This window comes from Streptomyces sp. NPDC101227, assembly GCF_044767545.1.
Lineage (GTDB): Bacteria > Actinomycetota > Actinomycetes > Streptomycetales > Streptomycetaceae > Streptomyces.
On record NZ_JBIWOD010000001.1, the window covers coordinates 309,318 to 328,345 of the forward strand.

The following is a 19,028-nucleotide window of genomic DNA, read 5'->3' on the forward strand; positions in this document are numbered from 1 at the left end:
AGACCTCTGGCGAGACCACCGGAGCAAACCCGAGCAAGGGCGAAATACCCCTGCGCTCCCGGATATTCGCCGACCTGACCCCCCTGCGCATCTCCCCGGACTACCGCCGGCTGTGGTGCGGCAACACCGTCTCCTGGATGGGCCAGCAGATGACCGCCCTCGCGGTCTCCCTCCAGGTCTATGCCATCACCAAATCCACCTTCTCGGTCGGACTGGTGGGCCTGTGCTCCCTGATCCCGCTGGTTGTCTTCGGGCTCTACGGCGGCGCGATCGCCGACACCGTCGACCGGCGCAAACTGGGCCTCTTCAGCGCCTCCGGCGCCACCGTGATGTCCGTCGTACTGGCCACCGCCGCGCTCGCCGGCTACCACCGGGTCTGGCTGCTCTACACCGTGGTCGCCCTCCAGGCCGTCTGCTTCGCGATGAACTCCCCGGCCCGCACCTCGATGATCCCCCGCCTGCTGCCCACCGAGCAGCTGCCCGCCGCCAACGCCCTCAACTCGCTGACCAGCAACCTAGGTCTCATGGGCGGCCCGATGCTCGGCGGCGTGATCGTCGGCCTGTGGGGCTACCAGGCGGCGTACCTCATCGACGTGGTGGCCTTCAGCGGCTCCCTCTACGCGATGTGGCGACTGCCCGCCATGCGCCCCGACCAGGGCGAGGGACCCCGCCGCCGCGCCTCCGTCCTCGACGGCCTCCGCTTCCTCGCCACCCGCCCCAACCTCCGCATGACGTTCTTCTCCGACATGGCCGCGATGGTGCTCGCCCAGCCGCGCGCGCTGTTCCCCGCGGTCGCGGTCCTCTGGTTCGCCGGCGACGCCAAGACCGTCGGCCTGCTGGTCGCCGCGCCCGCGGTCGGCGCCGTTCTGGGCGGGCTGTTCTCCGGCTGGCTCGGCGGGATCCGGCGCCACGGCCTGGCCATCCTGATCGCGGTGGCCGCCTGGGGCGCCGCCATCGCCGCCTTCGGCCTCTCCCGCCACCTGTGGCTCGGCCTGTTCTTCCTCGCCGTCGCGGGCTGCGCGGACACCGTCTCCATGGTGTTCCGCAGCACCATGCTCCAGGCCGCGACGCCGGACGCGATGCGCGGCCGGCTCCAGGGCGTCTTCATCGTGGTGGTCGCGGGCGGCCCGCGGCTCGGCGACTTCCTCGCCGGCTCGGCGGCCGATCTGACCTCACCCGCCACCGCGGTGATCGGCGGCGGCCTCGCCTGCGTCCTGGTCGTCACCGCCCTCGGCCTGGGCCGCCGCGCCTTCGCCCGCTACGACGCGCGCGATCCCCAGCCGTGACGTGGATCCCACGGCGCGAGCGGGCACGGTGGTGGGTCGTGATGGCAAGGTGCATGGCAGAAGGGGGGATGTCAGGTGTGGGACCTGGAAGAGCTGTGGCTGGAGGGTTCGGTCCTGGCGGTGATCCACGCGGCGGGGCCCGAGCAGGGCTATTGGCTCGACGGCAGCGGGCTGCAGCATGACGACGGCAGCAGCAACTGGTGGCAGTTGATGCCGCTCGGCAACGGCCGGGCGGTCGTCATGGGCAAGGACCACGAACTGCCCGGGGACCTCTACGACGACCTGCCGGGGGCCCTTGCCGACGGGCCCGGGTGGCTCCGGGACGCATGGGAGGACGATGACCGTCCCCTGCGCGCCGCGGTGCGCTCCATGGCACCCATCGGCTTCTTCTTCTGGACGGATGCGGACGGCACCTGGGGCAACGTGCCCACGGACGACTCCCGGGACGACGGCAGCGGACTCGTCACCGCTCCCTGTGACGCCTTCGCCGACCGGCTCGCCGAGCGGTACGACGGGGCCGGCGACCTGACGGAGGCCGAGGCCTCCGCCGATGCGCTCTTCGCCGCGGCGCGCGCGGGCACGCTGGACGCCGGGACCCTCCTGCCCGTGCTGCGCCGCCTCGACCCGCAGCGCGCCCGCCCCTTCGACCTCGCGGCCGCGCTGAAGGCCGCCGGCCTGGCCGGACTCACTCCCGGCACCCGTAGGCCCGCATTCCCCTCGGCCGGGGGAAGCTGACCTCCACCGCGCCGGGATCACCGGTGCTCACGCGGTCGGGCCGAGCAGGACGGGCGTCAGGTCCGGGTCCTCGAAACCCTCGTCGTCGAAGGGATAGAGCGGCCGCCGCACCTTGTGGTGGCCCAGCCGCAGCAGATCCTGGTCCACCCCGCCCGGGGTGAGCGCGAGCAGCCAGTCCGCTGCCATGGCGTACAGCTCCGGCTCCAGATAGCCGATCTTGACGACCACCAGGTCGTGGTCGAGGGGGTTCAGCGCGCCGAAGTCCGCGCGGGTGTGGAACGGCTTGCGGCGTTCGGTGAGCACGGCCGTCACCCCGCCGCGGGTGACGGCAGCGGACCGGCCGCCTCCGTCGTAGGCCGGATTGCCGCGCGGCGTACCGGGGCCGGGGGAGGACGGGCCCTCCAGCACGGTGACGGTGCCGGTCAGCTCGTACGGCTCGGCGTGCGGGCCGGTGCCCGCGCTGATCCGGCCGCCGACGCGGAGCGTGACCTCGGCGCCCACCCCGGCCGCGAAGCATGCGGCGACCGCCTCCGGGTCGGTGATGCCGGGGTGCAGCGCGGTGATCCGGCCGCTCGCCAGGTCTTCGTGGGCCAGCAGGCGGCCGAGGACATACGCCAGATCTCCGGCGCCGCCGGCGGTGGGATTGTCGCCGGAGTCGCTGATCAGGAACGGGCGGGCCGGGGACGCGGCGGCGCGGGCGATGCACTCGTCCACGCCGCCGGTCGGGCCGACGAAGCGGAAGTCGCGGCGTACCGTCCAGTACTGGCGGGCCAGCAACCCGGCCTGGTCCAGGGCGAGTTCGGGATCGTCGGCGGTGACGACGACCGCGGCCCGGCAGCGTTCCTCGTCGGCCCAGGCGTAGCCCACCCACAGCGCCGCGTCCACGACCCCGTCGAGCGCCTCCACCGAACTCAGCCGCCCGTACAGGGACTTGGCGGGATCCAGCCGGGTGCTGGTCTTCTCGCCGGGGAGCAGGACCGGGATCTGCACCCAGGCCCGATGCGGCCGCCCCTTCCCGGACAGCAGGCGCTCCACAAGCTTCCGGGCGGCCCGCTCGCGGGTCTCCCAGGCGTCCTCGTGCGGGGCCAGCCGGTGCGCGGTGAGCAGATCGAGGCGCTCGGCGAAGCGGCGCGAGACATTGCCGTGCAGGTCCATGGCGGCCGAGATGAGGGTGTCCGGCCCGGCCGCGGCCCGTACGGCTTCGGTCAGGTCGGCCTCCGCGTCCGTCATGCCGACCACGCTCATCGCGCCGTGGATGTCGTAAACCAGCCCGTCCAGCGGGCCCGACTCCCTTATCCGGTCGGTCAGTTCGCCCTTGATGCGGTCGTAGGTGGCGCGCTCCACCGGGCCGCCGGGCACCGCGACGGCGTGCACCAGCGGCACCCACTCGACCAGTTCCCCCAGCTCCTCGTCCGGCCGGGTCCAGGCGTAGCGGTCCAGCAGCGCCTGCCCCCGGGTGACCCGGAAGTCCTCGTACGTGGAGCGGTGCGGGCAGAACTGGCTGGACTCGATGGCCATTCCGCCGATGCCGATACGCAGCCGCGGGCGGACGGGGGAGCGCGGGCCGGGGGCGGTCGGTGCGGGCATGGGGCTCACTCTCCGTGGGGTGGCGGGCGGTGGCAGGGGTGGTGAGGCGCGCGGCCGCTGCGGCCCGGGTCAGCCGCGCCCGGGGGCCGCGGCCTCTGGCGGCCGGTCCGCGAGGGCCGTCCGGCGCAGTACCGCATGGCCCGCGCCCAGCAGCCCGGCGTCCGGTCCGCAGCGGGTGGTGCTGATGACGAGTTCGCTGGTGGCCATCGGCAGGCAGCGCTCGTAGAGCGTGCCGCGTACGGCGGCGACGAGCGGCTGGGCGCCGGCCAGCGCGCCGCCGATGACCACGGCCTCGGGGTTGAAGAAGTTCACGACGACGGCGAGCACCGCGCCGATGTCCCGGCCGGCCTGCCGGACGAGGGTCGTGGCGTGCGGTTCGCCGTTCTCGACCAGGCGCAGGATGTCGGTGGTGGAGTCGGCGGCGAGGCCCTTGCCGCGCAGCGCCGCGGCGATCGCCGCGCCGGACGCGACCGTTTCCAGACAGCCGATGTTGCCGCAGGAACAGGGGAGCCGGGCGGAATCGTCCACGCGGACATGGCTGATGTCACCGGCCGAGCCGCGCGCCCCGCGGTGCAGCCCGCCGTCGCTGATGACGCCGGAGCCGATGCCGCGGCCCGCCTTGACCACGACGAGATGGCGTCGCATCGGATGGGCGGCACGGTGTTCGCCCAGCGCCATCATGTTGGCGTCGTTGTCGAGCAGCACCGGCAGGCCGAGGCGGTCACCCAGCCGGTCGCGCAGCGGGAAGAGATGCCAGCCGGGCATCCGGGACGGCGCGATGATCCGGGCGCCGTCCGCGTCGACCGGGCCGGGGAAGCCGATCCCGACCCCGCGGACCGTCCGGCCGGCCGCGCGCTGCCGCTCGGCCAGAGCCGCCAGCCGTTCGGCCAGCGCGTCCAGGGCGAGTTCGGGCCCGGCGGTCAGATCGACGGCGTGCTCGTCGATGTCGAAGCCGCCGCCGGTCAGGCCCACGGCACCGGTGCGGATGTGATGACTCCCCAGGTCCGCGGCGAGCGCGACGGCGCCCCGGTCGGCGACCCTCAGCAGCCGGGGGCGGCGCCCGCCGCGGGAGGCGCCCTCACCGGATTCGGTCAGCAGGCCGGCCTCGACGAGCTCCTGGACGCGGGTGGAGACGGTGGAGGCGGCGAGGCCCAGCTCCCTGACGAGGTCGGCGCGGGAGGCGGCGGAGCCGTTCGCGACGAGTTCCAGAACGTGCGCGGCGGAGCCGGGCAGCTCGTCGGAGGCGGTCATGGGGGCCTTTCGTCGTGACGCGGGGACGGGCCGGGTGGTCCAGGGACGGGACTTCCTTCGGTCACCGAAGAAAGTTTGCGGAGCAACTCGCCGACAGTAGAGCGCAGTCGGCGCCGTTCCGCCAAGGTCTTGACTTCTTTTCCCGGCCATCCGTACTTTGCTCGCACTCATCGACCGGTCGATCCCCGGAGGCGGCATGGGTCTGCGCAGTACACGAACACGCGGGCCCCTGGGCCGCGTTACGGTCACTGCCCTGCTCGGCGCCCTCCTCGGCGTCCTCACGCTCGTCGGCTGCGGCCCGGCTGGCAACGTTGTCACCACGATCGGAGCCACCGGCGGCACGCCCGTCAGGGGCGGCACCGCAACGATGGCCCTGCCGCCCGCCGCCACCCCCAACTGGATCTTCCCCATCGGCGCACCCGGCTATCTGGCCACGTACAACAGCGCCGTCCAGAACCTGCTCTTCCCGCCGCTGTTCACGCCCGAGCGGAAGGGCGACGCGCTGACCATGGACTCGCCCCGCGGCCTCGCGGAAATGCCCCGCTACAGCGACGGGAACACCACCGTCACCATCACGCTGAAAAAGGGCTACGAATGGTCCGACGGCAAGCCCGTCACCACCCGCGATGTGAAGTTCTGGTTCGATCTGATCAGACACAACAAGCGGGAATGGGCGGGCTATTCACCGAAGTTGATGCCGGACGACGTCCGGAGATTCGAGATCGTCGACGACCGCACATTCCGGCTCCGGCTGGACCGCGCGTACAACCCGGCGTGGTTCACGGCCAATGAACTCCAGGACTTCGTCGCCCTGCCCGTACACGCCTGGAACCCCCGCAACGAGGACCCCCAACGGGCCTTCGCCCGGCTGATGCGGCACGCCAAGAGGTTGTCCCACTTCGCCACCGACCCGCTGTGGAAGACGGTCGACGGGCCCTGGCGGATCGAGAAATGGACGACATCGGGGCTGGTTTCGCTCGTCCCCAACAAGAAATACCGCGGGCCCGACAAACCCCGTCTCGACCGCGTGATCCTCAAACCCTTCACCACCGCCGACTCCGAATTCAATGTGCTGCGCGCCGGCGGCATCGACTACGGCTATATCCCGCCGTCCGTGATGGCACAGTCGGCCAAGTTCAAGGAGATGGGCTATCGCATCGCTCCCTGGGAAGGCTGGGCGATCACCTATATCGTCCTCAACTTCCAGCACCCCACGGCCGGACCGCTGCTGCGCCAGGACTATCTGCGACAGGCGATGCAGCACCTCATCGACCAGCCGGCGATCTCCCGGGTGATCTGGCACGGCAGCGCCGCGCCCACCCTCGGCCCGGTCCCCGCGGGCCTCCTCGACAGCGCCCCCTATCCGTACGACCCGAAGCGGGCGAAGGCGCTGCTGGCCGGGCACGGCTGGGCCGCCGGCCGGGACGGGGTGCTGCGCTGCGTACGGCCGGGACACGGCGCGGACGAGTGCGGCGCGGGCGTCGGGGGCGGCCAGGACCTGCGGCTGTCGCTGCTCTCGCAGTCCGGCTCGACCGAGACCTCCAACACGATGCAGGCCGTCAAATCCGAGTTCGGCAAGGCGGGCATCGCCCTCGACATCCGGCAGCAGCCGCTGAACACCGTCCTGGGGACCACCGTCCCCTGCACGAAGAACGAGCCGGTCTGCGGGCAATGGCAGCTCGGCTTCTTCGGCACCCAGGGCAGCTGGTACTTCCCGCCGGACCCCAGCGGGGAGAAGATCTTCGCCGGCCACGCGCCCTCGAACATGGGCAACTGGTCCAGCCCGGACACCGACCGGCTCATCCGGGCCACCGAATACTCCGACGCCCCGGCCGCGATGCGCGACTATGCCCGCAAGGTGGCCCGTCAGCTCCCCGTCCTGTGGACCCCCAACCCCGCCTACCAGGTCTCCGCGATCCGCAACGACCTGCGCGGCGTCGACCAGAACCCGACCCTCTCCCTCGCCCCGCAGAACTGGTATTACGTCAAGAAGGGCGGTGCCGGCAGATGACCCGCTTCCTGGCCCAGCGCATCGCGCAGGCCCTCGTCGTCCTGCTGCTGGTCTCGGTCATCGTCTTCGTCCTGCTGCACCTGCTCCCCGGCGGACCGGCCCGCGCCATCCTCGGCGTGCAGGCCACTCCGGAGGCCCTCGCACACTTCAACCACCAGCAGGGGTACGACCGTTCGCTGCCCGAGCAGTATCTGATGTACCTCGGCCGGCTGCTCTCCGGCGACCTCGGCGAGTCCTACAAGCTCAACCAGAGCGTCGCCTCGCTGCTCGCCGAACGGCTGCCCCGGACCGCTCTGCTGGCGGGGCTGTCCATCGCCGTGGCCGCGGTCCTCGCCGTCCCGCTCGGCATCCTCCAGGCCGTACGCCGCGGCAAGGCCGTCGACTACGTCCTGACCGGGGCGGCCTTCCTCGCCTACGCGACCCCGGTGTTCTTCCTCGGCCTGGTCCTCATCCTCGTCTTCGGCCAGCAGCTGCAACTCCTGCCCGCCGAGGCACCGCAGGCCGACACCGTCGGCGGCACCCTCGCCGATTCCCCGGCCCTCGTGCTGCCCGTCGTCACCACCGCGCTGGGCATCATCGCCGCCTTCAGCCGCTATATGCGCTCCGCCGTCCTCGACAACCTCGGCGAGGAGTACGTCCGCACCGCCCGCGCCAAGGGCCAGTCCGACGCCCGGATCATGGCCCGGCATGTGCTGCGCAACGCCCTCATCCCGCTGGCCACCCTCCTGGGCCTCTACCTCCCCACCCTCTTCAGCGGCACCCTCGTCGTCGAGTCGATGTTCAACTACCCGGGCATGGGGCTGCTGTTCTGGAACGCGGCTCAGGGCTCGGACTTCCCCGTACTGCTCGGGGTCACCCTCGTCGTCGGCGTCGCCACCGTCCTCGGCTCCCTGATCACCGATATCGCCTACGCCGTTCTCGACCCGCGCATCAGGAGCGTGCCGTGACCGCCATCGATGCCCCCGCCGCCGAAGCCGGCCCCGCCACCCCGGGCCCGGCCCGCCGCATCCTCGCCGTCTTCGCCCGCAACAAGCTCGCCCTGACCGGCGCCCTGGTGCTGCTCGCCCTGCTCGCCTTCTGCTTCCTCGGGCCGCTGGTCCACCCCACCGACCAGATCCACACCGACCTCTCCCAGGCCGGCCGCGCCCCCGGCGCCGGCCACCCGCTGGGCACCACCGATCTCGGCTACGACCTGCTCGGCCGGCTGATGTACGGCGGCCGCACCTCCCTCGAGGTGGGGCTGGCCGCAGGCCTGCTGGCCACCCTCTTCGGGACGGTCTACGGCGCGGTCGCGGGCTACTTCGGCGGCTGGGTGGACGCCGTGATGATGCGGATCACCGACGCCGCGCTCGCCATCCCCGCGCTCTTCCTGCTGGTGGTGGTCGCCGCGATCGTCACCCCCGGCAAGCCGGTCCTCATCCTGGTGATCGCCTCCGTCGCCTGGCTCTCCCCGGCCCGGCTGATCCGCGGCGAGGCGCTGGCGCTGCGCGGCCGCGACTACATCCATGCGATGCGGCTGATGGGCGGCGGCGGGGGCCGGGCCGTCTTTCGGCACATCCTCCCCAACGCCCTGGGCACCGTCATCGTCAACGCCACCTTCCAGGTGGCCGACGCCATCCTCTACGTCGCCTACCTGTCCTTCCTGGGCCTGTCCATCCCGCCGCCCGCCGCCGACTGGGGCTCGATGCTCTCCGCCGGCATCACCTACACCCAGGTCGGCCACTGGTGGCTGATCTTCCCGCCCGGCTTGGCGATCGTGCTGGTCGTCGCTGCCTTCAACTTCATCGGCGACGGCCTGCGGGACGCCTTCGACGCACGGCTGACGAGGGGCTGACGTGGTGCCAGAGGAACGTGCCGGTCATGCCCCGTGTACTTCCCATGCCTCCCGTACCACCGACACCTCCCGTACCACCGACACCGCCCGTGGCACCGAAGTGAGGGCCCACACCATGACCGACCCGCTGCTGCGGATCGAGGACCTGCATGTCGAGATCGCCGGCCGCGGTCGCACCGTCCATGCCCTCGACGGCATCGACCTCGACCTCGCCCCCGGCGAATCGCTCGGCATCGTCGGCGAATCCGGCTGCGGCAAGACCATGACGGCGCTGTCCGTCCTCGGCCTGCTGCCGCCCGGCGGCACCATCACCGGCGGCCGGATCCGCTTCGACGGAACCGACCTCGCCGCCGCCCCCGAACCGGTCCTGCGCGAGGTGCGCGGCAACACCATCGGCATGGTCTTCCAGGACCCGCTGACCTCCCTCAACCCCACCCTCACCATCGGCGCCCAGGTCGCCGAACCCCTGCTGCTGCACCGCAAGGTGAGCCGGGCCGAGGCCTGGGCCAAGGCGGCGGAGACCCTGCGGCTGGTCGGCATGCCGCGCCCCGCCGAGCGGATGAGGAACTATCCGCACCAGCTCAGCGGCGGGATGCGGCAGCGCGTCGCGATCGCCATGGCGCTCGCCCCCGAACCCCGCCTGCTGATCGCCGACGAGCCGACCACCGCCCTCGACGTCACCACCCAGCACCAGATCCTCGAACTCATCGACGAGCTGCGCGCCCGCCTCGGCATGGCGCTGATCCTGGTCACCCACGACCTCGGGGTGATCGCCCGCCGGGTCGACCGGGTCGCGGTGATGTACGGCGGCCGGATCGCCGAACGGGCCCCCGTAGGCCCGCTGTTCGCCACCCCACGGCACCGCTACACCCAGGCCCTCTTCGCCGCCCTGCCCGAACGGTCCCCCGACGCCGCCCGTCCGCTGGCCACCATCCCGGGCCTCCCGCCCTCCCTCGCCACCCGCCCCACCGGCTGTCGCTTCGCCCCGCGCTGCGGCTTCGCCACCGACGTCTGCCGCGCCGCCGAACCGGAGCTGACCGACGGCCGCGCCGGCGCCGCGCCCGCCGCCACCGCACACGCCTTCGCCTGCTTCCACCCCACCGGCCCCGCCGCCGGCGCCGACCCGGCCGCCGAACTCCGTCCGCCGGTACCCGCGGCGGCCCCGGTACGTACGGAGGAGCCGCTGCTGCGGCTGGCCGACGTCAGCAAGACCTACGCCCTGCACGACGGGCCCTTCGCCCGCCGCAAACCCGGACGCTCGGGGCGCGCCGCGCAGGTCAGCGCGGTCGCCGGGATCTCGCTCACCGTGCGGCGCGGCGAGACCTTCGGCATCGTGGGGGAGTCCGGCTCCGGCAAGTCCACGCTGGCCCGGCTGGCCGTCGGCCTGGAGGCGCCCACCGGCGGCACCATCCGCTTCGCCGGCCGCGACATCGGCCGCCTGACCCGCCGCGAGCTGCGCGCCCACCGCCGCGAGGTGCAGCTGATGTTCCAGGACTCGTACGCCGCCATGGACCCCCGGATGCGGGTCGGCGCGCTGCTGCGCGAACCGCTGGTCATCCAGGGCATCGGCGGCGCGGCGGACCAGCGGCGCCGGATCGCGGGGCTGCTGGACGAGGTGGGTCTGCCGCGCGGCGCGGTGGACCGCTATCCGCACGAGTTCTCCGGCGGCCAGCGGCAGCGCCTGGGGCTGGCCCGCGCGCTCGCCCTCGCGCCGTCGCTGGTGGTCGCCGACGAACCGGTCTCCGCCCTCGATGTGTCCGTCCAGGCCCAGATCCTCAATCTCCTGCGCGAGCTGCAACGGGAGAAGGGGCTGACCTACCTCTTCATCTCGCACGACCTGGCGGTGGTGCGGTACGTCGCCGACACGGTCGGGGTGATGTACCTCGGCAAACTGGTAGAGACCGGCCCGGCCGAGCTGGTCCTCGCCCGGCCGCTGCACCCCTACACCCGGGCACTGCTGGACACCGCCAACGCACCGGACCCGGACGCCGGCCCGGCCGGCGCCCCGCTGCACGGTGAGGCACCCTCGGCCGCCGCGCCGCCCTCCGGCTGCCGCTTCCGCACTCGCTGCCCGGCCGCCACCGGGCTGTGCGCCACCACCGAGCCGCCCGTGGCCGAGCCGTCCACGCCCGGACACCAGGTGGCCTGCCACTTCCCGTCGGCGGCCGGGCGGGTCAGTAGCGGGTGATCGCCGTCGGCCCGTACGCCGTACCGATGGCGATATGCGGCTCCTCGGACGGCCGTACCCACGAAAGGATCCGCGCCATCGCCTCGGCCGGTACGGACACACAACCGGCCGTCGCGCCCTTCCCGTTGACATGCAGGAAGATCCCCGCGCCGCGGCCGTGCACCGGGCGGCGGTAGTTGAACCCGATGACCAGCGCCCGGCCGTACTGCGTCGGATAGTCCGCCAGGCGCTCCGATTCGGTGGCCGCGCAGTCCCGGGGCAGGGGTTCCGCCCAGCGGTTGTAGGAGGCCGAGGCGTTGTCCTCGCACCACCAGGAGTCCGGGCCGACCCGGCGGTAGGGGACCGCGGTGCCGGCCGGTGCCGGATCGTTCCCGAAGCCGTACGGCAGGTCGTACAGCCCGGTCGGCGTGGTCGAGGTGCCCTGCACCCGGGTGCTGCCTTCGGTCAGGCCGCCGGCCCCGAAACGGGCGGGCGCCGAACCGATTTCCCGCCAGCGGCCGTTGCGCCGCTGCCACCACGTCACGCTTCCGGTGGTGGCGTCCGTGGCCGGGGCGCGGGCGGTGATCAGCTGCCCGCCGCCTCCGGTGTCGGCCATGCGGTAGGGGAGCGGCAGGGGACAGGCCTGGGCGGGGGCGGCGAGGGCCGGTACCAGCGCCGCGCAGACGGCCGAGAGCAGCGCCGTGCCGCTCCGCATACGGGCCGGGATCGTCATGGGCATGGCGGCAATGTAGAGCGCATCGCGGGGGACGGGCGCCGCCCAATCAGGTCACATCGGACCGGCCGTGCTCCACCCGGCCCCCTCCACGCGCCCATCCGGCGGGAATCCATGGTGCGCCGGGGCCTTGAACGGGCCAAACTCGGGTACGGGGGCCAATGTGCCACTAGACGTCTCATTCTGGAGGCCCCCAGTGCAGCGGCAACCGCTTACGCGCAGTGATCGCACGCTCGACCGCGATCCTCAGCCCGTGCCGCCCCCGGACCCCGGTCCCGGTCCCGGTCCCCAGCCCGTACCGGAGCCGCTCCCCGGCCCGCCGACGCCACCCCCGGCGCCCGATCCCATACCGCCGGAGCCGTCGCCGGTACCGCGTCCGCCCGGACCCGACCCCGACCCGGTCCCCGAGCCGTCCCCGGCTCCCTCACCGCTCTCCTGAGCCCCGCACCGCATCCCCTCGTCCCTTTACCGCTCTCCCAAGGGAGGTGCCGATCATGGCCATCGCCACGGTCAACCCGGCCACCGGCGAGACCCTGAAGACCTTCGACGCGCTCAACGCAGGCGAGATCGAAGACCGCCTGGTCCGTGCAGAACGGGCCTACCAGGATCACCGGACCACGACCTTCGCGTACCGCAAGGAGCGGCTGCTCGCCGCCGCCGACCTCCTGGACGCCGACCGGGACTCCATCTCCCGCACCATGACCACCGAGATGGGCAAACCGCTCGCCCAGGCGCGCGCCGAGGCCGCGAAGTGCGCCAAGACCATGCGCTGGTACGCGAACCGCGCCGAGGAACTCCTCGCCGACGAGCACCCCGACCCCGCCGACGTCAAGGACTCCGGCGCGGCCCGCGCGGTGGTGCGCTACCGCCCGATCGGCACCGTGCTCGCCGTGATGCCCTGGAACTTCCCGCTCTGGCAGGTCGTACGGTTCGCCGCCCCCGCCCTGATGGCGGGCAACACCGGCATCCTCAAGCACGCCTCGAACGTCCCGCAGACCGCCCTGTACATCGAGGAGCTCTTCCGCCGCGCCGGCTTCCCCGAAGGCTGTTTCCAGACCCTGCTGGTCGGCTCCGGCGCCGTCGAGGACATCCTGCGCGACCCGCGGATCGCCGCCGCGACACTGACCGGCAGCGAGCCCGCGGGCCGCTCGGTCGCCGCCATCGCCGGCGACGAGATCAAGAAGACGGTGCTGGAGCTCGGCGGCAGCGACCCCTACGTCGTGATGCCGTCGGCCGACCTCGAGAAGGCGGCCGACGTCGCGGTCACCGCACGCGTCCAGAACAACGGGCAGTCGTGCATCGCGGCCAAGCGGTTCATCGTCCACACGGACGTCTACGACGCCTTCGCCGCCCGCTTCACCGAGCGGATGGCCGCGCTGACCGTCGGCGACCCGATGGACGAGAACACCGACGTCGGCCCGCTGGCCAGCGAGCAGGGCCGGTCCGACCTGGAGGAACTGGTCGACGACGCGGTCCACCAGGGCGCCACCGCGCTGTGCGGTGGCCGCCGCCCGTCCGCACACCCGGCCGGCTGGTTCTACGAGCCGACGGTGCTCTCCGGCATCGTGCCCGATATGCGCATCCACCACGAGGAGGCGTTCGGCCCGGTCGCCACGCTCTACCGCGTGGCGGACCTGGACGAGGCGGTGGCGCTCGCCAACGACTCGCCGTTCGGGCTCAGTTCCAATGCCTGGACCCGCGATGCGGACGAACAGGCCCGCCTGGCAAGGGACTTGCAGGCCGGCTGCGTGTACTTCAACGGCATGACCGCCTCGCATCCGGGCCTCCCCTTCGGCGGCGCCAAGCGGTCCGGCTACGGCCGGGAGCTCTCCGGGCACGGTATGCGGGAGTTCTGCAACATGACGACGACGTGGTACGGCCCGGAGGACTGAGCCGGGCGGCCGGACGGAGGTGAGCGCGCGGTCGCTGTGGCCGTAGCCCTCGTCGGGATGAGGAGGGCTACGGCCGGTCACGGGCATCCTGCGGGCACCGGCGAAGGGTGTGTACGTCGCCCCGAGGGGCGCATCCGCCGGAACGGTTTTCCCGGTGGAGGGCAGGGTGTAAATTCCGGTCAGGTCGAGCCGGCCAACGGCCAGGTTGGGCGGCTCGGCCATCGCGCACACCACCCCGCAGCGCCCGGGGGACGGGCGGCCGCGCATCGGTTCGGCCGGCCCGGCCCGTCCGCCGACACCCCCTCCCACCAGGGGAATTCACCGCACCCGAGCCATTGTCTCCGGCACCTCCGGCACCACGAACTCGCACCACAGCGCCTTGCCGGAGCCCCGCGGCTCCGCGCCCCAGCGGTCCGCGAGGGCCTCGACCAGCAGCAGCCCCCGGCCCGACGTGGCGGTCTCGCCGGGGCTGCGGCGGCGCGGCCAGGAGCTGGAGCGGTCCTCGACCTCCAGACGGATCCGGCGCGGGGTCTCGGGCAGCAGCTCCACGGACACCAGGGCGCCGCTCTCCGTGTGCGTCAGCGCATTGGCGATCAGTTCGGACGCGGCCACCTCGACGTCGTGGGTGACCTCGCCCGCCCGCCACTGATCCAGCGTCCGGCGCAGCGCCGAGCGGACCTCCGCGGCGCCCGACGGGTCGGCCTGATGGACGTGCAGCCGCAGTCGCGGTGTGGTGGTGCCTTCCGCACCCGCCAGCCGGTGCAGCAGCAGAAGGGCCATATCGTCCTCCGAGCCCGGCTCGGCCCACAGATGCGCCGCGAGCTGGTCGGCGAGCGCCTCCAGCTCCCCGGGACCGGCGCGGAACGCCGCGGACAGTGCGTCGATGCCCGCCGAGATGTCCCGGCCCGGCTGCTCGACCAGGCCGTCGGTGCACAGCAGCAGCGTGGAGCCCGGTTCCAGGAACAGCTGGGTCTCCGGAAAGTGGTCGTGCCCGAAGGCGCTGGCCAGGCCCAGCGGCAGCCCGCCGCGGACCTCCGGCCAGTCGATGTGCCGGGCGCTGTCACAGATCAGCGGGCCGAGATGGCCGGCCCTGGCCACGTACAGCGCCCCCGACTCCAGGTCGGCCTGGACATACGTACAGGTCGCGAACCGCTCGGTCTCCAGCTCGGCCAGGAAACGGGAGGCCCGTACCAGGACGGTCTCCGGCGAGTGCCCCTCCGCGGCGTAGGCGCGCAGGGCGATCCGCAACTGGCCCATCACGGCGGCCGCATGCGTGTCGTGGCCCTGCACATCGCCGACCACCAGGCCGGTCCGCCCCTGGGGCAGCGCGATCACGTCGTACCAGTCGCCGCCGATGTCCCGTCCGACGCTCGCCGGGTGGTAGCGGACGGTGACCTCACCGCCGCAGATATCCGGCACCCGGCGCGGCAGCATGGTGGCCTGCAGCCCGGTGGCGAACTCCCGCTCCTGATCGAAGAGCGTGGCCCGCTGCAGCGACTGGGCGACGACACCGGCCAGCGCCAGCGCCAGATTCCTGGCCTCCGTCGACTGCACCGCGGGCTCGGTGTTGAACAGCCCCAGCGCCCCGATGACGGTGTCCTGCGCGACCAACGGAAGAAAGGAGGAGCTGCCGGTCGGCAGGACCTCGCCGTACGGGCGCAGCCGGGGGTAGCGGGCCAGCAGCTCGCCCCGGGAGCTCAGGAAGGCGGGCCGCCGCGAGACCGCCGCCTCGGACAGCGGCAGGGTGTCGTCCAGGTCGGACCTGCGCATCTCCTCGGGCACCTCGCCCTCGATCCCGGCCATCGCGATGACCTCGAACCGGCCCCCCGAGGCCAGCCCCAGCAGCAGCCCGTCCGCGCCGAACCGCCGGGCGCCGCCGATACCGGTGAGCACCCGGGTCACATCCGCGACCGACAGCGCCCGGGACAGCGCCACGGTGACCTGCTGCACCATCACGGTCTGCCGCTGCCGCTCCTGCTGGAGCGTGCGCAGCAGCGCGGAGTCCGCCAGCTCGCCGGACGCCTCCCGGACGATGCCGATGATCCGGTACGGCAGCCCGTCCTCGTCGTGCAGGATCCGGCCCTGGGAGTGTGCCCAGCGCGGCGTCCCGTCCCGGCACCGGACGCGGAAGTAGGCGCCGTACGACGAGCTGCCCGCCTCGAGCGCCTGGGTGAGCGCGGCATCCAGCCGGATGCCCTCCTCCGGCGGCACGCGCGAGACCAGCGACATCGGCGCGCCGTCGTACTCGTCCGGGCGCAGGTCGAAGACCTCCAGCGCGCCGGAGTCCAGGTCCATGAACCCCCGGCCCAGGTCCCAGTCGAAGGTGCCCATGCGGTTGAGCGCGAGCCGTCGGCGCAGGCCGATCGGTTCGTGGTGCGAGACGCCGGGGAAGTGCTCCGGGACGCGTCGCAGCTCCCGGTCGGCGCGGGGGTCGTAGCCGCCGGGCGGCGGTCCGCTCTGTGTGGTCATGGTGCGCTGCGCCTCCGCGGCCGGTGTCCACCGGAAGCGGCCGTGCGATCACCTTAGGTGGCGGCCGGACGGCCCGCATTTCCTGCACCGCGGGCGGCCAGGGGCGGCAACGGGCGTTACGCAGGACGGGTGACGGGGCGCCACCCGTACGCACCACCCGCGCCGGCCGGCACCGACTGGCACCGACCGGCTCAGCCGTCCCGGGCGTCCGCCTCCCGGGACGGTGTACGACACGTCAGGCGTGCGCCCGCGCCGCTGCCGCCGCGACCGGACCGGTCTGCCGCGTGCGGTGCGCCAGGGTGGCCGTCCGCGTCGCCACATCGACGGTGTAGACGTCGATGGTCAGCCGCGCCTGTGCCACCTTCAGCACCATGAACCCGTGGTCGGAGAAGTTCTGCCAGGCGGCGGGGTTCGCGAAGTGCGCCTTGCCGTCCTCCGTCTTCGCCGACGCGCCGCACACCACCTGCCGGGTGCCGCCGGTACGGGCGGTCGGCTCCAGCACCTGGAGGGTGTGATCGTGCCCGGAGAGGATCAGATCGGCGCGCCCGCACACCACCTTCTCGTACATGTCCTTGAGGTGGACCCCGCTGGTGTAGTTCCCGATCTTGAAGCCGTCGTAGGAACCGGCGCTGCCGTGCTTGCCGTTGTTGAGGTACGGGTGGTGGCCGATCACCACCTTCCAGCGGGCCCGCGAGGCGCTCAGCGCGCCGTCCAGCCAGGCGCGCTGCTCGCGCATGTAGGGGCCGTCCCAGTGGAAGTACGGGTCGAGCTGCGCGACATACGACGACCAGGGAATGGTGTCGATGGCGAAGAACTCCACGAGCGGGTCGGCGGCCGGCAGCGGCACGCTGTAGTAGCGGCTCGGCATGTACCAGCGCTTCGACGTCGTGGCGTAGGCGACCTCGCGGTCACCGCGGGACGGGTCGCCCCCGCTGCCCGGTATCAGTCCGGAGCAGTCGTGATTGCCCAGGACCATCAGCCACGGCACGTCGATACCGTTGTTGGGCTTCTCGAACTTGTCCTGGAATTCGGAGTCATGGGCCGACTCCGGGCCGTTCTCGTAAATGTTGTCGCCGAGACCGATCGCGAGGCCTACCCCCTCGGCCTTGCACACATCGCGGGCGGCGGCGGCCACCGCGTACTGCGCCTCGTCGCCCGTCCCCGCGTCGCCGGTCACCAGAACGGCGAACTCGCCCTTGCCATTGGGGTGTTCGGGAAACGGGAAGGCCCCCGGCGCGCCGGGGCGGGGCGCGGCGGACGCGGTGGGCGCCTGCGCTCCCGATGCCAGCACCGAGAGCGCGGCACCGGCCATCGCGCCGCCCAGTAGCGTCCGCCGGTTCACCCACTGCGGCACCCGCCCTGTCGTGCGCATCGGCGGCCCGTCCGCCGCCGCCTCCGAGCCGGCCCGCAGCCACTCCCGCTCGGTCATGTCCGCCTGCGGCGGGATCAGTTCGTCAACACACATGCCTGGTTTTCTCTCACGGGCGACGGGGGCGGTGGTGACGAAAAGATGAATCAGAGGTGGACGTATCGCGATCAGCGGTGGCTGGGGCTACCGGTCGGTAACTCCGCGTTTCCGCACGTCATCAGGGTGTGAGGGAGGAGCCCGAAACGGCCCTGCGCGCCAGCCGGCGAAGGGTGTGGCCGAGGTGCCGGGCGTAGCAGCGCTGGAGCACGGGGACGAGCGGGCCCGCGAGCCGCGTGTACCACGCGGCCGGGCGGCTGAAGGCCGTGACGGTGAACCACACCGAGCCATCGGCGCGCCGCTCGACCAGGAAGGCCTCCTCGCCGCACTCGGGGTGCCCCTGCCGGGTGCCGTACCCGAAGCCGATCCGGTCCTCGTCGGCCACCGTCCACACCACCCGGCAGGGCGCTCGCAGCCGCAGCGGGCCCATGCCCAGTCCGACCTCGACGGCCACGCCCGGTGCGGCCCGGGTGGCGTCGGCCCGGATGATCGCGCCCGACGAGCGGTGCATGCGGAAGGTGGTGACCGCCTCGCCCGCCGCCGCCAGGACGTCGCGGCCCCGGCCGATCGGCACCGCGACGTGCAGGTGGGCGTAGCCGGAGGGCAGCGGGCCGCGCCGGGTGCCGCCCTCCTCGGGGTAGTTGACGTCGCTCATGCGTGGCGCTCCTTCAGGGTGGCGGTGCGGGCGGGCTGTGGCTGTGGGGGTGCGGCGCGCAGGCGGCGCTGTGCGAGGAGGGCGCACAGGGCGAAGCCGAGGGCGTTGCCCAGGCCGTGGGTGGCGGCCATCCAGGCGAGGGAGGGGTGCGGCAGGCCGGTCGCCTCGCCGAGCGCCCAGCTCAGCGCGAGCAGCATGGTGGCCACCAGGACCACGGCGGAGCAGCCGAGCAGCGCGCGGGTCGTGCGGTCGGGCCCGGTGGCCCGGATGTCCCGCCAGGTCAGCAGGCCCACCAGCCACATTCCGGCGGTCAGGACCAGCGCGCCGGCCAGTTCGGCCCAGTCGTCGATGAAGTACCCGGCGAGCACGAGCAGGGTGCCCACCGGGACGCTGAGCGCCGCGAACCGGCCGGCCCGGCCGCCGCCGCTGCCCCGGCAGACCAGCCCCGCGATCAGCGCCGCGGCGAACCCGGCGAAGTGGAAGTGCGGCACGGTCAGCGCCAGGATGTCGAGGCCGAAGCCGAACAGCCGGTGTCCGGCGCGCTCGGCGACCAGCGCCAGTCCCGCGATGGCCGGGGTGACCAGCGCGGTGAGGGTGGCGATCTCGGCGGGCGCGAGCGAGCGGTTACGGGCCAGTCGCCGGGGTGCCTGTACGGCGAGTGCCAGGGTGGCGGCCGCGTACCCGGCGGCGCAGCCGGTGGCGACCGGGCCGCGCGGCAGCCACAGCGCGAGCGAGCCCGCCGCGGCGGCGAGCGGCCAGATCCCCCGGATACGGGCCAGGCCGGGCCCGTCGATCAGTGAGAGACCCAGTGGGATCACCACGAACATTCCGAGCATGACGATGAGTTGCACCAATACGGCCATCACGTCCCCCTTCCTGCATACGAGGCCGTCCGGACGTCCTCCTTGGGAGGTCCGGGCGTTCTGTGATCGACAGTACCGCA

At 72.9% G+C, this 19,028-nt stretch carries 14 protein-coding genes; 7 read left to right on the forward strand and 7 right to left on the reverse strand.

All coding sequences use genetic code 11. From position 1 onward, the window contains the following. The first annotated feature begins 44 nt into the window (after positions 1 to 44). On the forward strand, positions 45 to 1,286 hold the full coding sequence (locus ACIRPT_RS01385; protein ID WP_403498681.1) for an MFS transporter: 1,242 nt from the start codon (positions 45 to 47) through the stop codon (positions 1,284 to 1,286). 75 nt (positions 1,287 to 1,361) lie between these two features. Beyond that, entirely contained in the window at positions 1,362 to 2,021 is a 660-nt protein-coding gene (locus ACIRPT_RS01390) for a hypothetical protein (protein ID WP_403820449.1), read from the forward strand. A 27-nt stretch (positions 2,022 to 2,048) separates the two neighbouring features. Here the strand turns inward: ACIRPT_RS01390 and ACIRPT_RS01395 are convergent, their stop codons facing one another. Next, a complete protein-coding gene (locus ACIRPT_RS01395) occupies positions 2,049 to 3,608 on the reverse strand; it encodes a M81 family metallopeptidase (protein ID WP_403820452.1) in 1,560 nt (519 codons plus the stop codon). Between the two features lie 69 nt (positions 3,609 to 3,677). Then, positions 3,678 to 4,859: an ROK family protein gene (locus ACIRPT_RS01400; protein ID WP_403820455.1), complete on the reverse strand. Its 1,182-nt coding sequence runs from the start codon at positions 4,857 to 4,859 to the stop codon at positions 3,678 to 3,680. Positions 4,860 to 5,055: 196 nt separating this feature from the next. Here ACIRPT_RS01400 and ACIRPT_RS01405 point away from each other — a divergent pair, with 196 nt between their 5' ends. The 4 genes from ACIRPT_RS01405 to ACIRPT_RS01420 all read left to right on the forward strand — a co-directional run bounded on the left by ACIRPT_RS01405 (position 5,056) and on the right by ACIRPT_RS01420 (position 10,892). Further along, a complete protein-coding gene (locus tag ACIRPT_RS01405; RefSeq protein WP_403820458.1) occupies positions 5,056 to 6,870 on the forward strand; it encodes a peptide ABC transporter substrate-binding protein in 1,815 nt (604 codons plus the stop codon). Beyond that, on the forward strand, positions 6,867 to 7,817 hold the full coding sequence (locus ACIRPT_RS01410; RefSeq protein ID WP_403820461.1) for an ABC transporter permease: 951 nt from the start codon (positions 6,867 to 6,869) through the stop codon (positions 7,815 to 7,817). The genes ACIRPT_RS01405 and ACIRPT_RS01410 overlap by 4 nt, the downstream gene beginning before the upstream one ends. Next, positions 7,814 to 8,704: an ABC transporter permease gene (locus ACIRPT_RS01415; protein ID WP_403820464.1), complete on the forward strand. Its 891-nt coding sequence runs from the start codon at positions 7,814 to 7,816 to the stop codon at positions 8,702 to 8,704. The genes ACIRPT_RS01410 and ACIRPT_RS01415 overlap by 4 nt, the downstream gene beginning before the upstream one ends. Positions 8,705 to 8,819: 115 nt before the next feature. Next, entirely contained in the window at positions 8,820 to 10,892 is a 2,073-nt protein-coding gene (locus ACIRPT_RS01420) for a dipeptide ABC transporter ATP-binding protein (RefSeq protein ID WP_403820467.1), read from the forward strand. Here ACIRPT_RS01420 and ACIRPT_RS01425 read toward each other — a convergent pair. Beyond that, positions 10,879 to 11,610, reverse strand: a complete 732-nt coding sequence (locus ACIRPT_RS01425; protein ID WP_403820470.1) for a L,D-transpeptidase — start codon at positions 11,608 to 11,610, stop codon at positions 10,879 to 10,881. The two genes, ACIRPT_RS01420 and ACIRPT_RS01425, sit on opposite strands and share 14 nt — an antisense overlap. A 488-nt stretch (positions 11,611 to 12,098) precedes the next feature. Between ACIRPT_RS01425 and ACIRPT_RS01430 the strand changes: the two genes are divergently transcribed. After that, a complete protein-coding gene (locus tag ACIRPT_RS01430) occupies positions 12,099 to 13,496 on the forward strand; it encodes an NADP-dependent succinic semialdehyde dehydrogenase (protein WP_403820473.1) in 1,398 nt (465 codons plus the stop codon). 318 nt (positions 13,497 to 13,814) lie between these two features. Here the strand turns inward: ACIRPT_RS01430 and ACIRPT_RS01435 are convergent, their stop codons facing one another. The 4 genes from ACIRPT_RS01435 to ACIRPT_RS01450 all read right to left on the reverse strand — a co-directional run bounded on the left by ACIRPT_RS01435 (position 13,815) and on the right by ACIRPT_RS01450 (position 18,948). Beyond that, the gene (locus tag ACIRPT_RS01435) at positions 13,815 to 15,965 is read right to left on the reverse strand and encodes a SpoIIE family protein phosphatase (RefSeq protein ID WP_403820476.1); all 2,151 of its coding nucleotides are present in this window, start codon (positions 15,963 to 15,965) and stop codon (positions 13,815 to 13,817) included. 235 nt (positions 15,966 to 16,200) lie between these two features. Next, positions 16,201 to 17,430: a metallophosphoesterase gene (locus ACIRPT_RS01440; protein ID WP_403820479.1), complete on the reverse strand. Its 1,230-nt coding sequence runs from the start codon at positions 17,428 to 17,430 to the stop codon at positions 16,201 to 16,203. 121 nt (positions 17,431 to 17,551) lie between these two features. Next, the gene (locus ACIRPT_RS01445; protein WP_403498007.1) at positions 17,552 to 18,085 is read right to left on the reverse strand and encodes a DUF1990 family protein; all 534 of its coding nucleotides are present in this window, start codon (positions 18,083 to 18,085) and stop codon (positions 17,552 to 17,554) included. Beyond that, positions 18,082 to 18,948, reverse strand: coding sequence for a YndJ family protein (locus ACIRPT_RS01450; RefSeq protein WP_403820482.1), 867 nt, complete (start codon positions 18,946 to 18,948; stop codon positions 18,082 to 18,084). Before ACIRPT_RS01450 ends, ACIRPT_RS01445 begins: the two co-directional genes overlap by 4 nt. Positions 18,949 to 19,028 lie beyond the last annotated feature (80 nt).